The sequence below is a fragment of the Nanoarchaeota archaeon genome (assembly GCA_018897155.1).
Lineage (GTDB): Archaea > EX4484-52 > EX4484-52 > EX4484-52 > LFW-46 > LFW-46.
The window spans coordinates 1-20054 of sequence record JAHILE010000024.1; the positions used below are offsets into that span (position 1 = coordinate 1).

The 20054-nt window shown below is 38.0% G+C and carries 17 protein-coding genes; 12 read left to right on the top strand and 5 right to left on the bottom strand.

Annotation, left to right across the window (positions count from 1 at the left end; translation table 11 throughout):
• Positions 1-441: 441 nt before the first annotated feature.
• The 11 genes from KKB09_02530 to KKB09_02580 all read left to right on the top strand — a co-directional run bounded on the left by KKB09_02530 (position 442) and on the right by KKB09_02580 (position 12827).
• Entirely contained in the window at positions 442-1545 is a 1104-nt protein-coding gene (locus tag KKB09_02530) for a radical SAM protein (GenBank protein ID MBU4300071.1), read from the top strand.
• A gap of 25 nt (positions 1546-1570) precedes the next feature.
• The gene (locus KKB09_02535) at positions 1571-2065 is read left to right on the top strand and encodes an NUDIX domain-containing protein (GenBank protein ID MBU4300072.1); all 495 of its coding nucleotides are present in this window, start codon (positions 1571-1573) and stop codon (positions 2063-2065) included.
• 27 nt (positions 2066-2092) lie between these two features.
• A complete protein-coding gene (locus tag KKB09_02540; GenBank protein MBU4300073.1) occupies positions 2093-3109 on the top strand; it encodes a radical SAM protein in 1017 nt (338 codons plus the stop codon).
• Between the two features lie 8 nt (positions 3110-3117).
• Complete coding sequence (locus KKB09_02545) at positions 3118-4299, top strand: class I SAM-dependent methyltransferase (GenBank protein MBU4300074.1); 1182 nt, start codon at positions 3118-3120, stop codon at positions 4297-4299.
• Between the two features lie 96 nt (positions 4300-4395).
• Positions 4396-5451: an NAD-dependent epimerase/dehydratase family protein gene (locus KKB09_02550; protein MBU4300075.1), complete on the top strand. Its 1056-nt coding sequence runs from the start codon at positions 4396-4398 to the stop codon at positions 5449-5451.
• Position 5452: 1 nt separating this feature from the next.
• Complete coding sequence (locus tag KKB09_02555) at positions 5453-6373, top strand: FkbM family methyltransferase (GenBank protein MBU4300076.1); 921 nt, start codon at positions 5453-5455, stop codon at positions 6371-6373.
• A gap of 77 nt (positions 6374-6450) precedes the next feature.
• Complete coding sequence (locus KKB09_02560) at positions 6451-8103, top strand: B12-binding domain-containing radical SAM protein (protein MBU4300077.1); 1653 nt, start codon at positions 6451-6453, stop codon at positions 8101-8103.
• A 72-nt stretch (positions 8104-8175) separates the two neighbouring features.
• Entirely contained in the window at positions 8176-9705 is a 1530-nt protein-coding gene (locus KKB09_02565; protein MBU4300078.1) for an N-acetylneuraminate synthase family protein, read from the top strand.
• A 102-nt stretch (positions 9706-9807) separates the two neighbouring features.
• A complete protein-coding gene (gene rfbH, locus KKB09_02570; protein ID MBU4300079.1) occupies positions 9808-11136 on the top strand; it encodes a lipopolysaccharide biosynthesis protein RfbH in 1329 nt (442 codons plus the stop codon).
• Between the two features lie 17 nt (positions 11137-11153).
• Complete coding sequence (locus KKB09_02575) at positions 11154-12050, top strand: glycosyltransferase (GenBank protein MBU4300080.1); 897 nt, start codon at positions 11154-11156, stop codon at positions 12048-12050.
• Between the two features lie 72 nt (positions 12051-12122).
• A complete protein-coding gene (locus KKB09_02580) occupies positions 12123-12827 on the top strand; it encodes a class I SAM-dependent methyltransferase (GenBank protein MBU4300081.1) in 705 nt (234 codons plus the stop codon).
• A gap of 32 nt (positions 12828-12859) precedes the next feature.
• Here KKB09_02580 and KKB09_02585 read toward each other — a convergent pair whose 3' ends face one another.
• Positions 12860-13885 (bottom strand): GDP-mannose 4,6-dehydratase, encoded by a 1026-nt coding sequence (locus KKB09_02585; protein ID MBU4300082.1) that lies wholly within the window; start codon positions 13883-13885, stop codon positions 12860-12862.
• A 64-nt stretch (positions 13886-13949) separates the two neighbouring features.
• The gene (locus KKB09_02590; GenBank protein ID MBU4300083.1) at positions 13950-14930 is read right to left on the bottom strand and encodes a glycosyltransferase family 4 protein; all 981 of its coding nucleotides are present in this window, start codon (positions 14928-14930) and stop codon (positions 13950-13952) included.
• Between the two features lie 196 nt (positions 14931-15126).
• Here KKB09_02590 and KKB09_02595 point away from each other — a divergent pair, with 196 nt between their 5' ends.
• Positions 15127-16065: a GDP-mannose 4,6-dehydratase gene (locus KKB09_02595; protein ID MBU4300084.1), complete on the top strand. Its 939-nt coding sequence runs from the start codon at positions 15127-15129 to the stop codon at positions 16063-16065.
• A gap of 36 nt (positions 16066-16101) precedes the next feature.
• Here KKB09_02595 and KKB09_02600 read toward each other — a convergent pair whose 3' ends face one another.
• The 3 genes from KKB09_02600 to KKB09_02610 all read right to left on the bottom strand — a co-directional run bounded on the left by KKB09_02600 (position 16102) and on the right by KKB09_02610 (position 19957).
• The gene (locus KKB09_02600) at positions 16102-17244 is read right to left on the bottom strand and encodes a glycosyltransferase (GenBank protein ID MBU4300085.1); all 1143 of its coding nucleotides are present in this window, start codon (positions 17242-17244) and stop codon (positions 16102-16104) included.
• Between the two features lie 146 nt (positions 17245-17390).
• A complete protein-coding gene (locus tag KKB09_02605; protein MBU4300086.1) occupies positions 17391-18815 on the bottom strand; it encodes a radical SAM protein in 1425 nt (474 codons plus the stop codon).
• On the bottom strand, positions 18812-19957 hold the full coding sequence (locus KKB09_02610) for a hypothetical protein (GenBank protein MBU4300087.1): 1146 nt from the start codon (positions 19955-19957) through the stop codon (positions 18812-18814). The genes KKB09_02605 and KKB09_02610 overlap by 4 nt, the downstream gene beginning before the upstream one ends.
• Positions 19958-20054 lie beyond the last annotated feature (97 nt).

Here is a 20054-nt window from a genome sequence, read left to right on the forward strand (position 1 = left end):
GATCCCGTAAATGCGCCATCTTTCAATGCCATACTCAATGTTGAAAAATGACATTTATAAATCTTTAAATTATAATCTCTGTAAAGTAGTTACAACTTCTTAACTTCTGGACAATTCTAACTTAAGTAGCCATTTACGATATTTAAGCTTTCTTTTGCCATTCTTTACAATCGGGTAACGTAATTACGACAATTTAGAACCCGTTAAATCTCAAACTTCTGTTATTTCTATGCGTATTCCCTAAAAAGTCAAAGAAACGGGCATTTAATGAAATACGGATAACTGCATGTGTGTAATCGTAAAACATTGAGTATCGCAATCATATTGCAACCTTGTTTGCACAAATATAGATTTATATTATTTGTCAATAAAGTGAACATCAAAGTATCACAAACAGATTTATGATACGATCAATAGGATACCTAAATATATGGCGATACTATGGAATCTCAAAAATTAAAAACCGCAGAAGCAAGCAATAGGAACAAGTTAAAAGAAGCGAAGCCACAGGTTTATGAAAAAATCATGAAATTTAACGAAAAGATTAAAAGAGGCGAAAGCATTGCCATTATTCAGTTTCAGTATAATTATACTTGCAATTTCCGCTGCCAACACTGCTCTGTAAAAGGGTTTCAAGGCAAAAACGATAAAAGGCAATTCACCATAGCGGATGTAAAAGAACTATTCCGGCAGGCTGATGAATTGGGGCTTGCGCGCGTTACAATTACCGGCGGAGAGCCTTTGGTATTCAAGGATTTTGATGAATTGGTAAAAGCTATTGACCCACAAAAATTCTATATCAACTGCGATACTAATGGATGGCTATTGGATGAAAAGAGAGCCAATCATCTAAAGAGCATTGGTGTTGATAGGATTCAATTAAGTCTGGACAGCTTTGATGCTGATGAACATGATGCCTTTAGAAACACCATGGGTGCGTATGACCGGGCAATGAAAGCAATTGATATAGCTCAAGAGGCGGGCTTAGGCATCTTCGTACAAACCGTAGTTACCAAACAAAGGCTTCACTCAGAGGAGTTTATAAAATTTCTAGAATTTTTCAATAAAAAGGGCATAGGCGTATTTGTGACCTATGCAAAGCCTGTTGGTGCATGGGAAGGTAATTTTGAGGCCCTTGTTAATAAGGATGACATGAACTATATGCGGGAGCTTGAGAAAAAGTATAATGTGTTTACGCATTTAACACCCGCCTATGGACTTAATATGGGTTGCATTGCGATTAAAGGAATGTTTTCTGTAACACAGTATGGGGATGTACTACCGTGTCCTTATATTCACGTATCAATCGGAAATGTCTTCGAGGAGCCCCTGAAAGACATCCTTCAAAGAGGAATGAATATCAAATTCTTTGGAGAACGTATCGAAACATGCCTTATTGCAGAGGATAGGGATTTTATTAACAAATACATAGTAAAAAGGGTTTATGGAAAACCTCTTCCAGTTCCCTGTAATGAAGTTTTTACTGAAGAAGACAAAACGCAAAAGCCATTCAACAAAGAAAAGAGCTTATTCCAATCAACATGATATTTACGTGAATCGTGTGGGGCTTATGAACATTACAAACGCCATAGACTTTCTTGAAAAACATGTTCCTAATCCATCAGCGGGTTTGCCTGATGAGTTATTCTATTATATTAGCAAAACAACGCCGCTAGTTAATGTTGATCTTTTAATAAAAGATGAAAAGGGGCGCACACTTTTATCGTGGAGAAACGATAAATATTGCGGAAAAGGATGGCATGTGCCTGGCGGAATTGTCCGGTTTAAGGAAACATTAGAAGAAAGGGTAAAAAAAGTAGCTGAAACAGAAATAGGAGCTGGAGTTACTTTTGAAACAACTCCAATAGCAATAAATCAGTGCATACTTCAAGATAGGGACATACGCGGTCATTTCATTTCGATTTTATACAAATGCCATATACCCGGCACATTCATCCCAAAAAACAAAGGATGCTCTCGCGATGATGCGGGCTATCTTATGTGGCATGATTCTAGTCCTAACAACTTAATAAAATTTCATGAAAGGTATAGAAAATATCTATAAAAATTTCACAATTTAAGAGGTTTGATAATGAAAGCAAAAGATCTTAGTGGACATGCGCCGGGTGGACAAAGAACAAAACTTGCGGAGGTACTTCCTTTGAATACGCCATTTGTTGTACAGATATTTCCCATATACGCATGTAATTTTAAATGTAAATATTGTATCTTTCCATTAGATATTTCCAAGAGAGGATTTATCTCGGACAAGGTTATCATGGACTTTGAACTATTCAAAAAATGTATGGATGATTTCGCCAAATTTCCCGATAAAATAAAGGTGTTGCGTTTTGTAGGTATAGGAGAACCACTATTGCATAAAAACATCGTAGATATGATTAAATACGCGGTTTCAAAAAAGGTAGCAAATAAAGTGGAACTTCTAACAAATGCATCACTTTTGACTCCAGAAGTGTCAGATTCTCTTATCTCGGCAGGGCTTTCGAGATTAGTTGTATCGTTACAAGGAACTTCAAAAGAGAAATACAAAGATATTTGTGGAGTAGATATTGACTTTGAGAAATTCGTTAAAAATATAGCCTATTTTTATAAAAATAAGGGAAATGCGCACGTTTATCTTAAAATCGTAGATACGGCATTAGATAATAAAGAAGACGAGCAGAGATTTTACAAAATTTTTGGAGATATTTGTGACAGCATTGCAATTGAACATGCCGTTCCTATTCATTCAGGTGTGGACTATAAGAAAGTATTGAAAAATAAAGACATAACAGTCACTCAATTCGGGTTGCCTATTTCTGAAGTTCAAATTTGCCCGCAACCATTTTTCCACATGCAGATCAATCCTGATGGAAAAGTAGTTCCTTGTTATTCTTTTGAATATCCTGAAATAATGGGAAACTGCAATGAACAATCAGTACTTGAAGTTTGGAACGGTAAGACTTTCCAACGCTTTAGGAGAACTATGCTTGATGGAACCAAAACAGTGTGCAAAACATGCGCAGAATGTAGTATAATTAAGTATAGATTATTTCCCGAAGATGTCTTGAATAACGATGCTGAAAGGCTTAAAAAAGCATATGAATAGGTGCACTGATGAAAAAACATAAAAAAAATGAAAGAGTTTGTCCAATATGTAAGTGCTCAGAAAAGACTCATCTCTATAAACAGAATTTTAATAACGACGTTATTTCTCCAATAACGGGTTATGATGTTGTCGTATGCAAGAAGTGTGGATTTGCCTATGCAGATAACATACCCCAGCAAAACAAATTCAACGATTATTATGCGTTACAATCAAAATGGGAATTTAATTATAGAAAGGGTGTTGTTTCAAATGAGTATATCAACCACTTCACAAAAATTTTTAACTTTTTAAATCCGCATTTAAAAAACCACAACGCAAGAATAGTGGATATTGGATGTTCGACAGGCGGTTTATTATCAATATTTAAAACAAACGGATATTCCAATCTTTTAGGACTGGACCCATCGCCGTCGTGTGCAAAAACAACAATGGAATTATACAATATTAAAGCAATCGCCAATAATATTTTTGATTTTAAAACTGATGAAAAATTCGATTTGATTACTTTATCTGCGGTCTTGGAACACTTGGTTGACCTTGACAATTCGATGCAAAAAATCAAGTCATTATTAAAAGAAGATGGTTTATTATTCTTAGAAATTCCTGATGCTGAAAGATTTGAACAGCATATCATCCCTCCATTTCAACATTTCAGTACGGAACATATTAATTACTTTTCCAAAGAATCCATAAGAAATTTATTAGCTATGCATTCTTTTAAAATACTGGAGCTGCAACAAACAGAAAATAGAACTAATAGGTCCATAGATCCAGATATTTTTGTTCTATCAAAAAATACAAACGCTGAGAAGTTTAAACTGATCCATGAGGATGTTTCTGAAATACATTTGAGAAATTACATAACCAAAAGTAATAAATATGATTTAGAAACAAAGAAATCCATCCATGATAAGCTATTGAACAAAGACAAAATAATTGTTTGGGGTGTGGGAACGCATACTCAAAGACTATTAAGTTCTGGATTAGATTTATCAAAGATAGTATATTTTGTCGATTCAAACGCAAAATATAGCGATAAAAAGCTAAAAGGAATAGAAATAAAGACACCGGGCGATATCCGGGAGGAAGACATTCCAATATTGATATCCTCTTATTCCTATCAAGAAGAAATTGCTCATCAAATCAAAGAAGTTCTGAAATTAAATAACGAAATAATAAAACTATATTAAGAAGGAAATAATTCCATAGAAACATATATTATGTGGAATCCCTCTTCAAGATAAAAATTAAAAACCATGCGCACAAAATAATTACGAGATGACCCAATGATTACAAAAATTATGCAAGAAGATCTGGAATTCATTATCCGTCAAAAATTACCGTGGGAAATGTTAGATAATTCTACAATTTTAATTGCCGGTGCAAATGGCTACGTACCTGCATATATGCTGGAAACGCTCCTTTATTTAAACGACAAGTGCAATAAAAATATAAAAGTTATCGCGTTAGTTAGGAACAAAGAAAAGGTCCTAAAACGGTTCTGTCACCATAAGAATAGAAAAGACTTGAAATTTATCGTTCAGGACGTTAGTCAGCCAATCATCCTGAAAAAAAACGAGAAGATCAACTATATAATACATGCAGCAAGTCAGGCAATTCCGAAATATTACGATACCGATCCGATAGGAACTCTAAGTGCCAATACGCTCGGAACAATAAACCTATTAAAACTTACAAACAAAGAAGATTTTAAAGGGTTTTTGTTTTTCAGTACCGGAGGAGTTTATGGAAGAGTTGAAGATAAAAACATTCCGATGAATGAAGATGCTTATGGGTACTTAGACCCGACGGATGTTAAGTCGTGTTATAATGAGAGTAAGAGGATGGGCGAAAATATTTGCGTCGGTTGGTTTCACCAGTACGGCATTCCAACGAAAATAGTCCGAATATCTTACGTTTATGGTCCGGGAATGGATTTAAATGATGAACGGGCATTTCATTCATTTGTTTCAGACATAGTTAATAATCGGGATATTTTAATGGAAAGCAGCGGCAATGCTACGAGATCATTTTGTTATATTGCCGATGCTACTTTGGCATTTTTTACTGTTTTACTGAAGGGCGGCAACGGAGAAGCGTATAATGTAGGAACCGAAAAAGAGACAAGTATTTTTGAGTTAGCACGCACTTTAGTAGGGCTATTTCCTGAAAGAGGTATTAAGATTATAAAAAAACAGGATGTAAATACGTTCGATGTTGTTAAAAGCTCAACACGAAGAAGTTGTTTTGACATATCAAAAATCAAATCACTTGGTTGGAAGCCTGTTTTTGATTTAAGCGAAGGTTCTAAGAGAACCATATTAAGTTTTTTAGAGGAATAATATGGAATCAAATTTGTTAGAAATCAGAGCAAAATATCTGTCAGGGATATTAAATAAAGTAGATTATGCCAAACAATGCCAGGCTCATCATGCTCAACTATTTGATTATTCGGAATTTATGAAAAATACGGATATTCGTTCCATTGAGATAACCGATAACGGCGTTTGCATGACCACTAGAGAAATGGGGATAAAGATGATGGCAAATCGCATTGACCGAGGAATTGCCCCCGTAGGTATTCTTAACTCGCTAGAATCTGAAGAAAACGAAGTTAAGGTATTAAAAAATCTTTTAAAAAGAAATTACGAAGATAAGTTCGTAATGATCGATGTCGGAGCAAATATTGGCTGGTATGGCATGAACTTCGCTAAATCATTTCCAAAGTCACAAATATATTCATTCGAACCAATTCCGGAATCTTATGCCAACATATTATCTAATATTGCACTAAATAACTTAACCAATATCACAACAATTCACTCGGGTGTATCGGATCATGAGGGTGTTGAAACGTTTTATTATGACACCGAACTTTCAGGAAATGCATCACTAACCAATCTCAGTGAAAAGAAAAATGTATCAACCGTAAATGCACAGTTAATCACTTTGGATAACTATTGCTCTCAAAAATCAATTAAGCCGGATTTTATCAAAGTTGATGTAGAAGGTGCAGAATTATTTGTTTTTAAAGGTGCTCGAAAAATAATATCCGATAACCACCCGATTGTTTTTGCAGAGATGCTTCGGAAATGGTCTTCAAAATTTGGATATCACCCAAATCAAATTATAGCGCTTTTTAAAGAACTCGATTATAAATGTTATACCTTATGCAAAGAACAACTAATTCCGCTTGAAATTATGACCGATTCAACTGAGGAAAAGAATTTCATTTTCCTCAATCAAAAATACCATAAGATTTAAAAATGATTTAACTAACGATATAATTAAAAAACAAATAACGTAATGACATAAAGCTCATTTGATAAAGAGATGAAATAATGGATAAAATATTATTTATAATTCCGCCGTATATGAATTTTGATAGTTTTGTAAATCCTGCTTTTAATGAGCGCACAACCGTCAAAAAATCAGGTATTTATGGACGCATTATTGCTGAAATGCCGCTAGGAGTGATCTCCATGAGCGCATATTTGAAGAAACACATCACGGTTGAAACAAAACTCATTGATTTCAATATTATTCTAAACAATATGGAAGCTTTTAAATACGAATCATTTTCAGAAATGTTTCAGGATATTCTCTCGACAAAAGAATGGAGCGACTATCAACCAAACATAATAGCGATATCCACTTTGTTTGCCCCCGCATATTATAACATGTTAGATGTTGCAAAAATACTACGAAATCTATTTCCTAATGCTTTGATAACTGCGGGTGGTGGTGTGCCCACCAATATGTATAAAGAAATATATGGGGCTAGCACATGTTTTGACGCTCTTTGCTATGGCGAAGGAGAAAAACCACTGTTGGGACTTGCAAAGGCGACAGACAAAAAAAAGTTCCTGAAAACAAATTCGTCGTGGATTACAAAAGAGAAGATAGAAAACAAAGAGTCTTTTCAACATGATTTCATCGAAAACCTTGATGAGATACCATTTTTTGATTATGATATTTTGAATATGGAGGGTTACAAACAAACATCTCTCCTGTCTTTATTCCCGCTTGAGAAAGAAAGAGGAAGAAAAGGAATGCCAATCATGACATCAAGAGGTTGTATTCATCATTGTTGTTTTTGTTCGTCGCACACAGTCCATGGAAGGAAAATGCGATATAATAGTGTGGGGCGAGTAAAAGAGGATTTCGAGCGCCTAAAAAAACAATATGGAGCGGAAACAATAGTTTTTTTCGATGATCATTTGATGTCTAATAGGCAAAGAGTTTTTAAAATTATTAATCTCCTAAATGACCTGAAATTGACGGCATTTTTCCCATCGTCCTTAGCCCTTTATGCTCTGGATAGAAAAGTTCTTGAAGCTCTAAAAAGCGTTGGTGTAGATAATCTTGTTTTGTCTGTAGAGTCTGGCAGTAATAGGGTTTTAAGGGAAATAATGCACAAGCCTCTTGACCTATCCATAGTAAAACGTGTAATTGCAGACTGTCGGGAATTAGGAATAGCTTCGGATGTGTCGATACTTATAGGGCTTCCGGGAGAAACAAAACAAGACATAGAAGATGCCAGAGTATTTTTAAAAACACTTGACGCAACGTGGTTCAGAATCAGTATGGCAACTCCGCTTGTTGGCAGCGAAATGCTTGATATTTGCATCAAAAACAACTATATTAAAGGAGATTACATAAATTGTGATTTCAAAAAAGCGGTTGTTGAAACTAAAGATTTTACAGCAGAATACATACAAGAAAAAGCATATTTACTAAATCTTGAACTTAATTTTGTATCCAATAGTGATTTTAGATTGGGAAATTACGAAACAGCATTAAAAGGATTTGAAAACGCAATAAAAACAAAGAGCGATCATGCATTTGCCTATTATTTTGCGGCCAAGTGCTATGAGATGATGAATTTAGAAGAAAAATACGAAGAATACAAAACGAAGTATCAAGAAATAATAAAAGAATCTGAATTTTGGAGAAACTACGCCAAACAATTTAACCTGGCTGAATTAAAATGATTTGCCTCGTGAACTCAATAAAAGATTTGATAACTTATTAAAAACATCCAAAGCATAGTCAAGAGGGTCTAAATGGTTAAAAACGACATATTTAAAAAATTATTCATTTTTGAAATGGCTAACAACCATATGGGCAGCTTGGAACATGGCTTGAAGATAATAAGAGAATTCCACGAAGTCAGCAAAAAGTTTGATTTCAAATTTGGCTTTAAGCTTCAATACAGGGATTTAGATACATTCATTCATCCGGATTTTAAAAATAGGATGGATATTAAATACATAAAACGCTTCTCAGAAACAAGATTGAAAGAAAGTGAATTAAAAATACTAAAAGACGAGATTAAAAAACACGGCTTTATAGCCATATGCACGCCTTTTGATGAAAACTCGGTTGACTTAATCGAAAAACACGATTTCGATATAATAAAAATCGGCAGCTGTTCATTCACAGACTGGCCATTATTGGAAAGAATAGCGAAAACTGAAAAACATGTAATTGCCTCCACAGCTGGCGCGTCACTGGAAGAAATAGACCGCGTAGTATCGTTTTTTGAGCACAGGAAGAAAGATTTCTGCTTAATGCATTGCGTAGGCGAGTATCCAACCCGCAATAAGGTATTGGAATTGAATCAAATAGATTTTCTGCGCGAAAGATACCCCGACATCGCCATAGGTTATTCAACGCATGAAGAACCCGGTAATTTAGATGCAATTAAGATAGCAGTAAGTAAAAGGGCAGCTGTTTTTGAAAGGCACGTAGGTATTAAAACAGACAAATATGCTCTCAATACATATTCATCCACACAGGAACAAATCAATAACTGGCTGTTATCCGCACAAGATGCATATGCTATGTGCGGGGTTTCGGACATAAGGAGAGATTGCTCGGAAAAGGAAAAAGCAGACTTATGCGGCCTGAAAAGAGGGGTCTTTGCCAAAAGAAACATAAAAAAAGGCGAAAAACTGGATATGGCGAATACATTTTTTGCGATACCCAATGTTAAAAACCAGATACTTGCCAATGATTTTTCCAAATACATGGAATACTGTGCAAACAAAGAAATAACCCTGAATAAACCCATATTGTTTAATGAAGTCGTAATGAAAAATTTGAGAGAAAAATTTTTACAGATCATCCAGCGCGTCAGGCAAATTCTCATCGACAGCAAGATAACTCTTCCAAACAAGATTGAATTTGAATTGTCCCACCATTACGGCATTGAAAAATTCGATGAATATGGGGCAGTAATAATCAGCTGCATAAACAGGGAGTACTGCAAAAAGATAATCATAATGCTTCCCGGGCAAAAGCATCCGGTACATTACCATGAAAAGAAAGAGGAAACATTTCATGTTCTCTATGGAGATATTACCATAACACTTGAAGACGTCGAAAAGGAATACAAGCCAGGTGAGCTAATTATTGTTGAAAGGGGCGTCAAGCATAGTTTCAGATCTAAAAACGGCGTGGTTTTTGAGGAAGTCTCAACCACACACTATAAAAACGACTCGTTCTATGAAGACGCACAAATAACACAAAATAAGAACCGTAAAACCGAAATGACATTTTGGTCCGACTGGTTAGTTAAGCCAATAGCATAATTTAGAATAATTCCCGTCAAGCGTCGTCTTTTAATTTATAAACAATAAGAAACTCATAAATATCTCTAGAGGCACCAGCTACAATGCCTATCGAGGGTCAAAATGCGAACAAAAGAAGAGATAAAAAAAGAAATTTTTGGCAAAGTAAAGGAATACTGCCTGCTAGCCCACAAAAAAGACGAATTTATTCCCGGCAAATCAAAGATAAACTATGCCGGCCGCGTTTTTGACGAAAAAGAAATTATATCCCTTGTTGATTCTGCGCTCGAATTCTGGCTCACGGCAGGCAGATTTGCAGCGCAGTTTGAAAAGGAATTTGCAGATTTTCTGGGCGTAAAATATTGCCTGCTGACAAATTCCGGCTCATCAGCCAATCTTCTTGCAGTTTCTGCCTTGACTTCATCGGCTCTTGGAGACAAGCAGCTAAAACCCGGAGACGAAGTAATAACCGTTGCTGCGGGATTTCCAACAACCGTAAATCCTATTGTGCAGAATGGGCTTGTTCCTGTGTTTGTGGATGTTGCTCTTGGCACATACAATATTCAGCATAACAGAATTGAAGATGCCATCACTGAAAAGACAAAAGCCATAATTGTCGCGCACACAATGGGCAATCCGTTCAATTTAAATGAAGTTGCAAAAATTGCAAAAAAACACAACCTCTGGCTTATAGAAGATTCATGCGACGCATTGGGCTCAAAATACGATGGAAAATATACCGGAACTTTCGGAGACATAGCGACATTCAGCTTCTATCCGGCCCACCATATCACTATGGGTGAAGGAGGCGCGCTTGTAACAAATAATCCTCAACTAAAACAGCTAATAGAATCATTTAGGGACTGGGGGCGGGACTGTTACTGCGGGCCGGGATGCGACAATACGTGCGGAAAAAGATTCAGCCAGCAATTGGGCACACTTCCGTTCGGGTATGATCATAAATACATGTACTCGCACATAGGATACAACCTAAAAGTCACTGACATGCAGGCTGCCATCGGAGTTGAACAGCTCAAAAAACTCCCGGAATTTATTGATGCGCGCAAAAGAAATTTCAAATTATTATACAACGGGCTGAAAAAGTACGATAAATATTTCATTATGCCTGAAACTGAAAAAGGGGCTGATCCGAGCTGGTTTGGATTTCTCCTGACAATCCGTGAAGGCGCAGGATTCACAAAGAATGATATCGTAAAATACCTTGAAGATAATAAAATAGCGACAAGGATGCTGTTTGCAGGCAATATTACGCGCCAGCCAAGCTTTAAGAATATTAACTATCGCATATCCGGCGGCCTTGAAAACACTGACAATATAATGAATAACACGTTTTGGATTGGAGTTTATCCCGGAATGACTGAAAGCATGATTGATTATATAATAAGTAGTTTTGATAAATTCATGTGCGACAAAATCTCGCAAGAAAAATAATTCATGGAAGTGTAGCTATGTGGAGTGATAATGTAACTGTTTGCCTTCTTTGTCGTAATGAAGAAAAAAGAATCGAAAATGCAATCAGGAATTTCAAAGACAAATTCAAAATACTGGTTATAGACGACATCCCGCCAAGCACGGATCGCACTCATGAAATCTGCAAAAAGCTTTGCGTAGAGTATACAAATGTAAACAGAGGCAACCGCGCTGAGCAGCCTGATTTAATGAATAAATTTTGGAAAAAGGTTAAAACTGAGTATATGCTTTTTGCGGCATGCGGCGAATATATTCCGGACGAATTACTGCAATTATATGCAAAAGTTGCAAACGAAAAATCATACGATGTTGTGCGCGCATGGAGAATAAGCATCACTGCCGGAAAGCATCTTTTGGTGTGGGGCGATGCCCGTAAATTCACAAAAAGAACAAAAGGCATAGGGCATTTACGATTCATGCGACGGGGAAGCATAGACTACAAAGGCAACATAATACACCGTGAAGGGAAAATGGTCAATCCGGAAAAATCATTAGCACCGTCAATTGATCCGCACCTTATGTTTTATCAGTTCAGGGATTATGACTCTTCATGGACCGAAATCAAACACGCAGGATACAACGATATCAATGCGATACAGCTTTATGAAAAAGGGGAAAAATATTCATTGTTTAAAATGCTGTACAAGAGCATAGGAGCATTTTTTGTCTGTTATTTTGTACGGGGGGCATGGAAACAAGGGCACCTGGGATTCATGCACTCATATTACCGGTTTACACACTACATGGGACTGTATCTGCGGCTTTGGGATATTGAACACAACCTGCAAAAAAAAGATATAGAAAAAATACATAACGACCTTCGATCAAAGCTGATATCAAAAGAAATCACGGTTGATGATTTATTAAAATATTGATGACAAAGTTGAAACCCTCCATATGCGAGTAGACAAACTCATAGAACAGTACCTAACATTTGGTGATTATTTATGAATGAAATAAAAAACACAGCAAATAAAGGAAGCATTATTCCGGGCGACAGCAGAGCCAGAAAAATAATCAGAAAGCCGGCTAATTTTTTATTGTACCACTACCGCAAAATATTCACGTCAGGGAAAACATTTGAAATCAACGGAAAGCAATATCCATACTTTTATCACATCCATAATGTGACCTGGAAAAATGAGCGCGCAGTAGAACTTTCAGTCGCCCTTGAATCCTTGAAAAAATATGAGGGTAAGAAAATACTTGAAATCGGAAATGTTTTATCGCACTACATCCCGATCACACATGATGTTGTTGACAAATATGAGATTGCAGATGGCGTCATAAATGAAGATGTTGTGGATTACAAGCCGTCAAAAAAATATGACCTGATTTTAAGCATATCGACTATGGAACACGTGGGATGGGATGAAGAGCCAAAAGACCCGAATAAAATACCTAGAGCAATTGAAAACCTTAAAAAATGCCTTTCGCCGGGCGGAGCAATTATTGTTACAATGCCTCTTGGCGAAAATCCCTATTTGGATGAATTGATTAAAAAGAGAAAAATACAGTTCAAAAAACAATATTTCCTAAAACGGGTCTCTAAAAATAATGACTGGGTACAGGTCGATTTGAAAGATATTGAGAATGTGAAATACGACAGCCCTTACCGCAATGCAAACGGAATAATCATAGGCATTATTTAAAAAATAACTCCGCCTCATGAACGAGGTATAACTTATTCTTGCAACACCGCATTCTCCTTAGCCCATGCGTAAAGCTCTTTTATCCCTTCCTTCGGCGAAACTTTCGGCGCCCACTTCAGAATTCTTTCCGCCTTCCTTATATCGCTGTAATAGACTTTCTGGTCCGCAGGCCTCCATTCGTGATGGCTTATTGGCGGAAGCAGCTGATTGCGGCCGATTTCTTCAAGGCATTCCTTTACTGATATGACATTTTTCGGCCCTCCGCCGATGTTAAAAACATTTCCCTTTGCCTCAGTGATATTCTCTATTTCTTTTATGCAAAGCGCGGCAACATCGCTTGCAAAAAGCACGTCCCGGACCTGTTTTCCGTCGCCGTAGATGCTCATCGCCTTTTTGCGCAGCGCAGAAATAACAAAGTGTGCTATCCAGCCCTGGTCCTCGTTGCCGTACTGATTTTTCCCGTACATGCAGCTGCAGCGGTTGACTACTGTCGGCATCTTGAAAACCTGGCTGTAATCCTGCATGTAGATGTCTGCAGCAAGTTTTGAGCATCCGTAAGGCGTGTGCTCCCGCGCATCTATTGAAAAGTTCTCAGGAATCCCCTTTCCTTTCAGTTCGCCGGCAAAATCATATCGCGTCTTCTGCTCTTGGAGAGGAACTGCATTGACATTATCGCCATATACTTTGTTGGTTGAAAAGAATAAGATTGCCTGCGCTTTTCCATACTTTCGCGCGGCTTCAAGAACATTTAAAGTGCCGTCGATATTTGTAGCCTTGTCCAGCATAGGATCTGCAATAGATGTGGTTACAGCCACCTGGGCGGCGGCATGGACTATAGCGTCCTTGTTTACAACAGCATCTTTAACAGCATCAAAATTCCTTACATCAGCCTCGATTATTTTGACATCAGGGTAATTCTTCTTTATGAACGCCCTGTTTTTTACAGAAGTCTCTCTTGAAAAGTTGTCAAATATTGTAACATCAAAGCCTTTTTTTGAGAATGCTTCCACAAGGTTTGTTCCTATAAATCCTCCGCCACCAGTAATTAAAATTTTCATTTTGAATCCCCATAATCTTGAAAAATGAAAAGCTTCGAATAAGCGAAGCGAAACGAGATGATTCTCATATCAATTCACCATAAAAAGATTCTATATCCCCTGCTGTTTTAGCCCAATCATATTCCTTTGCGGTTTTCTTTGCAGCGGCTTCAATCCTATTGCGTATATTCAAAGGCAAGTTATTTATTTCTATTATTCTTTCAGCAGCCTTCTTTGCATCCGAGAAATCGACAATAAATCCGTTCTTTCCGTCATTGATAAATGCGCGAAACGCTTGGATATCATTCAAAACCGGTATGCAGCCCGCTGCCATGGCTTCAATTGCAGATATGCCAAAGCCCTCATAACTTGATGCAAGCACAAAAATGCCTGATTTTTTGTAGTATTCAAGAAGTTCTTTTCCATGCTTTTCGCCTTCAAAAAATACGTTTTTTTCGACACCTAGGGACTTTGCAATAGCTTGCGCCTCTTTTTGTCTGCCCCAGTCGCCGCCCACAACAAACAGCTTTATGCCCGGGATTTTTTTCCTGGCTTCTGCAGCGCATTTTACCAAATTGTCGACGCGCTTGTTCTCTGAAATCCTTCCGACAAAAAGCAATGTACTTTTTTCCGGCTTGCGCGCAATGTCAAAAAAATCATAGCGTATGGAATAAGGCACATATGCGCACTTGTTTTTTGATATTTTTGAAAACAGCTCAAGGTCGTTTTTGCTGTGCGCAAATATCTTGCTTATGCCGGATGAAACAAGCCTGAACCATCCGAAAAAATAGAATTTCTTAAGAACAGACAAGTTTTTTGTATGAAATATTCCGCCGTGCGTCGAAAGAACAAGCGGCTTTCCGTGCAGCCATTTTGTAAGGGAAAAATAATCTGAAAAGAAACCGACGCCATGTATGTGAATCACATCATAGTTTTTGGCGAATTTCAGGACAGAAGGCGCGATTTTGTAATATTTCAGATTAGAATATGGAAGCCGGTAAATGTTTATGCCTTCAAAAATATCCCTTGCAGGAAGTTTTTCGCTCGCGTATGCGCAGGTATTCAAGCATGCGACATCGCTCGTATGTCCGCGCGAAATAAGCTCCTTGCACAGGTCAAGAACATAGCTTTCAATTCCGCCGGTGCATGGATAAAAATGCCCGCAAACATGAAGAATTCTGATAAAATCACCAAACCGCGTTAATTAACTTATAAACAAAAGCTTAAAAAATACAATATTCCTCCAATACGTGTGTGATTATATGTCAAAAGAACTCGTAACCGGAGGATTCGGATTCATAGGGACTAACCTGGTCAGGCGGCTTGTAGCCGATGGACGGGATGTCGTGGCTGTTGATAATCAATTTCTTGGCCGCGTCGAAAATCTCGACGGCGTAAACTGCGAAAAAATTGTATGCGATATCTGTAATTTCCAGAAGCTTAAAAACATAGTTGAAACGCACGACATTAAAAAAATATACCATCTGGCCGGATTCTCGAGCGCGCCGATGTTTAAAGACCATTCAGAACGCATAATAAGCAACCTCACCGGATTCAAAAACATTCTTGAGCTTGCCGCAACCCGTAAAATAAATGTAGTCTACGCAACTACGAGCTCTCTTTATGCGAGATGCCAAAAACCATATACGGAGGATATGAAAATTGTCCCGGGAACACCTTATGAACTCAGCAAATACCTGATGGAAATCACAGCGCAGATGTACCTCCAGTATTTTGGCGTTTCTGCAAAGGGCGCGCGCTTCTTTTCCGTATACGGGCCATACGAATCGCACAAAACGCAGTATGCAAATAATGCGACCCAGTTTCTTTGGGACCTCCGGGCAGGGCGCGCTCCAATAATTTATGGCGACGGAACGCAGACGCGCGACTTCACATATGTGAGCGACGTTGTTGAGGCGCTCATGAATATCATGGAAAAGGGAAAAGATGCCGAAATCTACAATGTCGGAACAGGAATTGAATACTCATTCAATCAGCTTGTAGGGATTTTAAACAAAAAGCTTGGCACAAACATAAAGCCGACATACGTAAAAAACCCGCTTAAAAATTACGTGCAAAGCACGCTTTCGGATATCTCAAAAATAAAGCGCGAAATCGGATGGGCTCCTAAAATGCCTTTTGAAGATGGGCTTAAAAAAAGCATAGAATTCTATTCAAAGAATCCGCAAAAAGAGCTTTAAAGCCAATTAGTTAAATCGACATCAAATAGGGTATTTTCATTTTTTAAGCCTCCTAAATACATCATCCGCAAAACCGCGGAAAACACCAAAACCAGTTGCAAATGCTCTGAACAGTATTATAACAAATGCCCAAAATCCAACCAGAATATCTCTTTTGAATATGTGTATTAGCAAAGGTAAAGAAAGAAATAATATTGCTATTGTTGGAATTATTTGATATATTACAATCCATGAAAATGGCGGCATCTTTTGAAAAATAATCCAACGCACAACATCACTAAGTGCAGAGGAAAAAAATAGTCCTGCAAAAAAGATTTCCAAAAAGGCGCTCTTTGGCGTATATGAATGCCCTTTTTTGAGCGTTTTTTCTCTTTTTTGGTAAACTCTGTATCTCCATCGCGCGTTTCTGTATTTTTGGCGCAAGTACTTCATTAAAGTGTTAGGGTGTGTGTGGTAAACAATGGCTTTAGGCGCGAAAACCATTTTTGGGGCTGTCAAAGTCCCAAAATCCTTGCGCTCCGCTTTAGGCTTTTCAGACGATGTCTGAAAAAGCTTCGAGCCTTGCGAGATGATCCTATAGCCCGACTCGGCAATTCTAAATGAAAGCTCAGGGTCCTCTCCGGCGGATGTTGAAAACGACTCGTCAAATCCGCCGAATTTTTCAAATATATCCTTGCGGTACCCTGCAGAGAACGTCCCGATAAAATCAATAGATTTCATTCCCGCCATTTTCGCGTGCCTCTCCTCGATTTCATACTGCGCAAATCTTGCGATAATTTCCTTCTGGCGCGTCCTGTAAGTGCCTGAAACTCCGACAACAATTTTATCCGAGAAAGGCGCGGCCATTTCCGCAATCCAGTTCTCCTCCGGCTCGCAGTCGGAATCCGTAAATAATAGTATGTTTCCGCGCGCCATTCTCGCGCCGAAATTGCGCGCAGATGCCGGGCCTTTGTGCTGGCGCTTAAAGAACTTAACATTTTTGAAAGATTTGACAATATCTACAGTTTTATCAATTGAGCCGTCGTCGACAACAATAATCTCAAATTTCTGGCTTATATATGCAGTGCTTCCTTCTTTATCAACAACCTCGTAATTTTTAATGCTCTGCAACTGAAGCGCCTTGATGCAGTTGCCTATTGTCTTCTCGGAATTGTAGGATGGCATTATTACAGAAATCATTTTTTATCATCTCTTCATGCATTGGATTAAGATCATCTCGTTTGCTGCTCGCAAACTCGAAGCTTTTGAGGGCTCCAACCTCAAAAAGCTTGGCGCAAAATGCCATGATTTTTTATCATTCTCCTTTTTCTTTGGATAAAAAACCATTATTTCAGATGCTTGACAAACGTCGCGCCTGCCTTGATTATCCGCGCCATTTCCTTTGGATTTTTCACTCCCTGGACAAGCTTTCCTGCAATATATTTTGGCCGCAGGTAAAACTGCCTTCGCGCCTTATTGCAAATCTTAACAAGCTCGGCTCCGCTCAATCCGGGTCTGTCAACAACGCAATTATGCAACCCCTCAGGAGTCAGCCATTTTGAATAATCTTCTGTTGTAAGATACCCTTTTGCTTTTGCGCGCTTGTAATCCTCAGTTATCGGATAAACCATGAGCGGATAAAACTGTGCAGTATCCGGATGCAGTTCCTTTGAAAAATCAATAGTCTCCTGTATGCTTTCTTTTGTGTCGCTGTCAAGGCCCAAAACAAAGCAGCCATTAACAAGAAGCCCTGCGCGTCTTGCATTGTTCATGAACTCAAGCTGCATATCTCTCGTGGTCCTTTTATGTATTGATTCGAGCACCCTTGCGTTCGGGCTTTCAAAGCCAACGCACATGAGCCTGCATCCTGCGGATTTCATCACATTAAGTGTTTCCATGTCAGTATTTACGCGCGCGTTGCACGACCACTTGATTTTTATGCCGCGCTTTTTCATAAGCTCGCAAAGCTCAATAGTCCTTTGCTTGACTGCGGGAAATGTCTCATCCTCAAACATGATTTCCTTAACTTCTGGCAGTTCTTTCTGGATGTATTCAAGCTCTTTGACAACATTTTCAATAGAGCGCGAGCGGTATGATCCCTTAAAAGGGCTGTTGCAAAAACTGCATGAATAAGGGCATCCGCGCGCGGTAAGTATTGTCACTTGCGGAAAAGTCAGCGATGCGTAGAAATAATCGCGCACATTCAGGTGCTTCTTGTAAACTTCAGAGACAAACGGCAGCTCGTCAAGATTTTTGATTAATTCGCGCGGCAGATTATCAACAATTTTTTTGCCGCTCGCAAAGCTCAGCCCTGCAACGCTGTCAAGCTTTTTCCCCGCTTCAAGGGCTTTTGCAAGGTCTCTTACAGTGTAATCATATTCGCTGCAACAGACAGAATCGATTTTGCCAAGCGCAATAGTCTCGTGCGGCATCGCAGTAGGGTGCGTTCCGACAAGATTTATGTGAGCCGTTGGCACTGCCTCTTTTATTGCATCTGCAACAGCCACATCATTATAGATGCTTGGCGTGCTTGTGTCAATCACAACAAGAGCGGGATTCTCGCGCTTTGCAAGTTCCATGACTTGATCGCGCGACATATTCTTTGCAACGGCATCGATGAGCAACACGTCAAAACCTTCTTTTTCAAGAACGCCCACCATATACGATAAGAAGTAAGGCATGTATAATGTTCCGCTCTTTGTAACACAGGGAGAGCGCGATTGTCTCGAAAACCCTTTAATATAAGGTGGATTTACTGCCAATATTTTCATATTTGACCCCTCAACTTCTTTGTTTCTTGTGTTGTTCTTCGCGGGATGTTGAGTTTTTTCATAATTTTTATGATCCCTGCATGGCTATAACTAAGTTTTTTACCAATCTCTGAGATGGTTAAGCACTCATCATGATACATTTTTTTTATAGCCCCCCCCATTTCCCTAAGTTTTTCTAATTTCTCCTTCTCTCTTATTTCTCGCCTTTTCCTTCTCCATGCCCGCTTATATTCATTCTTTTCCTTGCGAGATAATGTTATTCTGTCTTTATTTCCTTCCCATAATGCACCCAGTTTATAAAACACGCAATTTGGGACCCCATATTTTTCGAAAATTACCTTAAAAATTGCTAAAAGTTTTTTAGAGTCAGTACTATTAAATTTAATATAATATGTATTGTTCCTTCTGCATATTTTTGGGTTTACATTCCATTTTTTTATGAACCAGTCTTTTATTATGGTGTGTTCTATATAGGTAAACGAATCGGTGGAAAAATTTACTAAATTTTCTAATATTGTGACGTGTCCATCATCTAGATACCATACTGCTAGACCTAGTTCATTTATTTGGTCTAAAATCTCCGAGGTTATTCTTTTTTTTCTATCAAAATAAAATATTTTATGATACTCGCTTAGTAAAGGAAGTGAAGATGTTTTAATTATGACTTGGGGGTATTTCTTGTTTAATTTATAATTCATATATTCTTTATCCTTTAACTTACACCCGAAAATTTTCAGGATCTTGTCTTTCCATATTAAGTAGTCTCTTTGTTTTGATGAGTGCGTTTCCTCAAGATAATAATTTGTTCCATTACCGTGTGATAAGCTACCATCCCCTAATAAACTACCCAAAAGCACCTGCTTGCAATCTTCAGTAAACAATATATCCAAATATTCAGGATTCTTATTTAAGTTTGCCAGAGATATTTTTAGTTTCGTTTGTTCTGAACGGGGCTTTCCGTAGAACGGATGGTTTTTACCGCTCATTGCTTTCGACATCTTCTGTTTTGTTTCTTCGGATCGTTTTTTGCCTGTTTTAGACTCTGCGATTTTTCTTACTCGTTTGTCTGTTTCCTTTGTCAAACCTCTATTCCAAGGGATGTTGCTTTTCCTCGTAAAATCATCATTGTTCTGGTCTTTCATCTTATACCGAAACTACTTAGTTACTAATATATTTAAAGGTCCCATATTTTGTAACACATCACATGACGCACGGCGAGCGGCTCTGCCTTGAATATTT

Bases quoted from the DNA above. Each gene is read 5' to 3' on its own strand.
- KKB09_02530 (MBU4300071.1), top strand. From the start codon at position 442: ATGGAATCTCAAAAATTAAAAACCGCAGAAGCAAGCAATAGGAACAAG.
- KKB09_02535 (MBU4300072.1), top strand. From the start codon at position 1,571: ATGAACATTACAAACGCCATAGACTTTCTTGAAAAACATGTTCCTAAT.
- KKB09_02540 (MBU4300073.1), top strand. From the start codon at position 2,093: ATGAAAGCAAAAGATCTTAGTGGACATGCGCCGGGTGGACAAAGAACA.
- KKB09_02545 (MBU4300074.1), top strand. From the start codon at position 3,118: ATGAAAAAACATAAAAAAAATGAAAGAGTTTGTCCAATATGTAAGTGC.
- KKB09_02550 (MBU4300075.1), top strand. From the start codon at position 4,396: ATGATTACAAAAATTATGCAAGAAGATCTGGAATTCATTATCCGTCAA.
- KKB09_02555 (MBU4300076.1), top strand. From the start codon at position 5,453: ATGGAATCAAATTTGTTAGAAATCAGAGCAAAATATCTGTCAGGGATA.
- KKB09_02560 (MBU4300077.1), top strand. From the start codon at position 6,451: ATGGATAAAATATTATTTATAATTCCGCCGTATATGAATTTTGATAGT.
- KKB09_02565 (MBU4300078.1), top strand. From the start codon at position 8,176: ATGGTTAAAAACGACATATTTAAAAAATTATTCATTTTTGAAATGGCT.
- rfbH (MBU4300079.1), top strand. From the start codon at position 9,808: ATGCGAACAAAAGAAGAGATAAAAAAAGAAATTTTTGGCAAAGTAAAG.
- KKB09_02575 (MBU4300080.1), top strand. From the start codon at position 11,154: ATGTGGAGTGATAATGTAACTGTTTGCCTTCTTTGTCGTAATGAAGAA.
- KKB09_02580 (MBU4300081.1), top strand. From the start codon at position 12,123: ATGAATGAAATAAAAAACACAGCAAATAAAGGAAGCATTATTCCGGGC.
- KKB09_02585 (MBU4300082.1), bottom strand. From the start codon at position 13,885: ATGAAAATTTTAATTACTGGTGGCGGAGGATTTATAGGAACAAACCTT.
- KKB09_02595 (MBU4300084.1), top strand. From the start codon at position 15,127: ATGTCAAAAGAACTCGTAACCGGAGGATTCGGATTCATAGGGACTAAC.
- KKB09_02600 (MBU4300085.1), bottom strand. From the start codon at position 17,244: ATGATTTCTGTAATAATGCCATCCTACAATTCCGAGAAGACAATAGGC.
- KKB09_02605 (MBU4300086.1), bottom strand. From the start codon at position 18,815: ATGAAAATATTGGCAGTAAATCCACCTTATATTAAAGGGTTTTCGAGA.
- KKB09_02610 (MBU4300087.1), bottom strand. From the start codon at position 19,957: ATGAAAGACCAGAACAATGATGATTTTACGAGGAAAAGCAACATCCCT.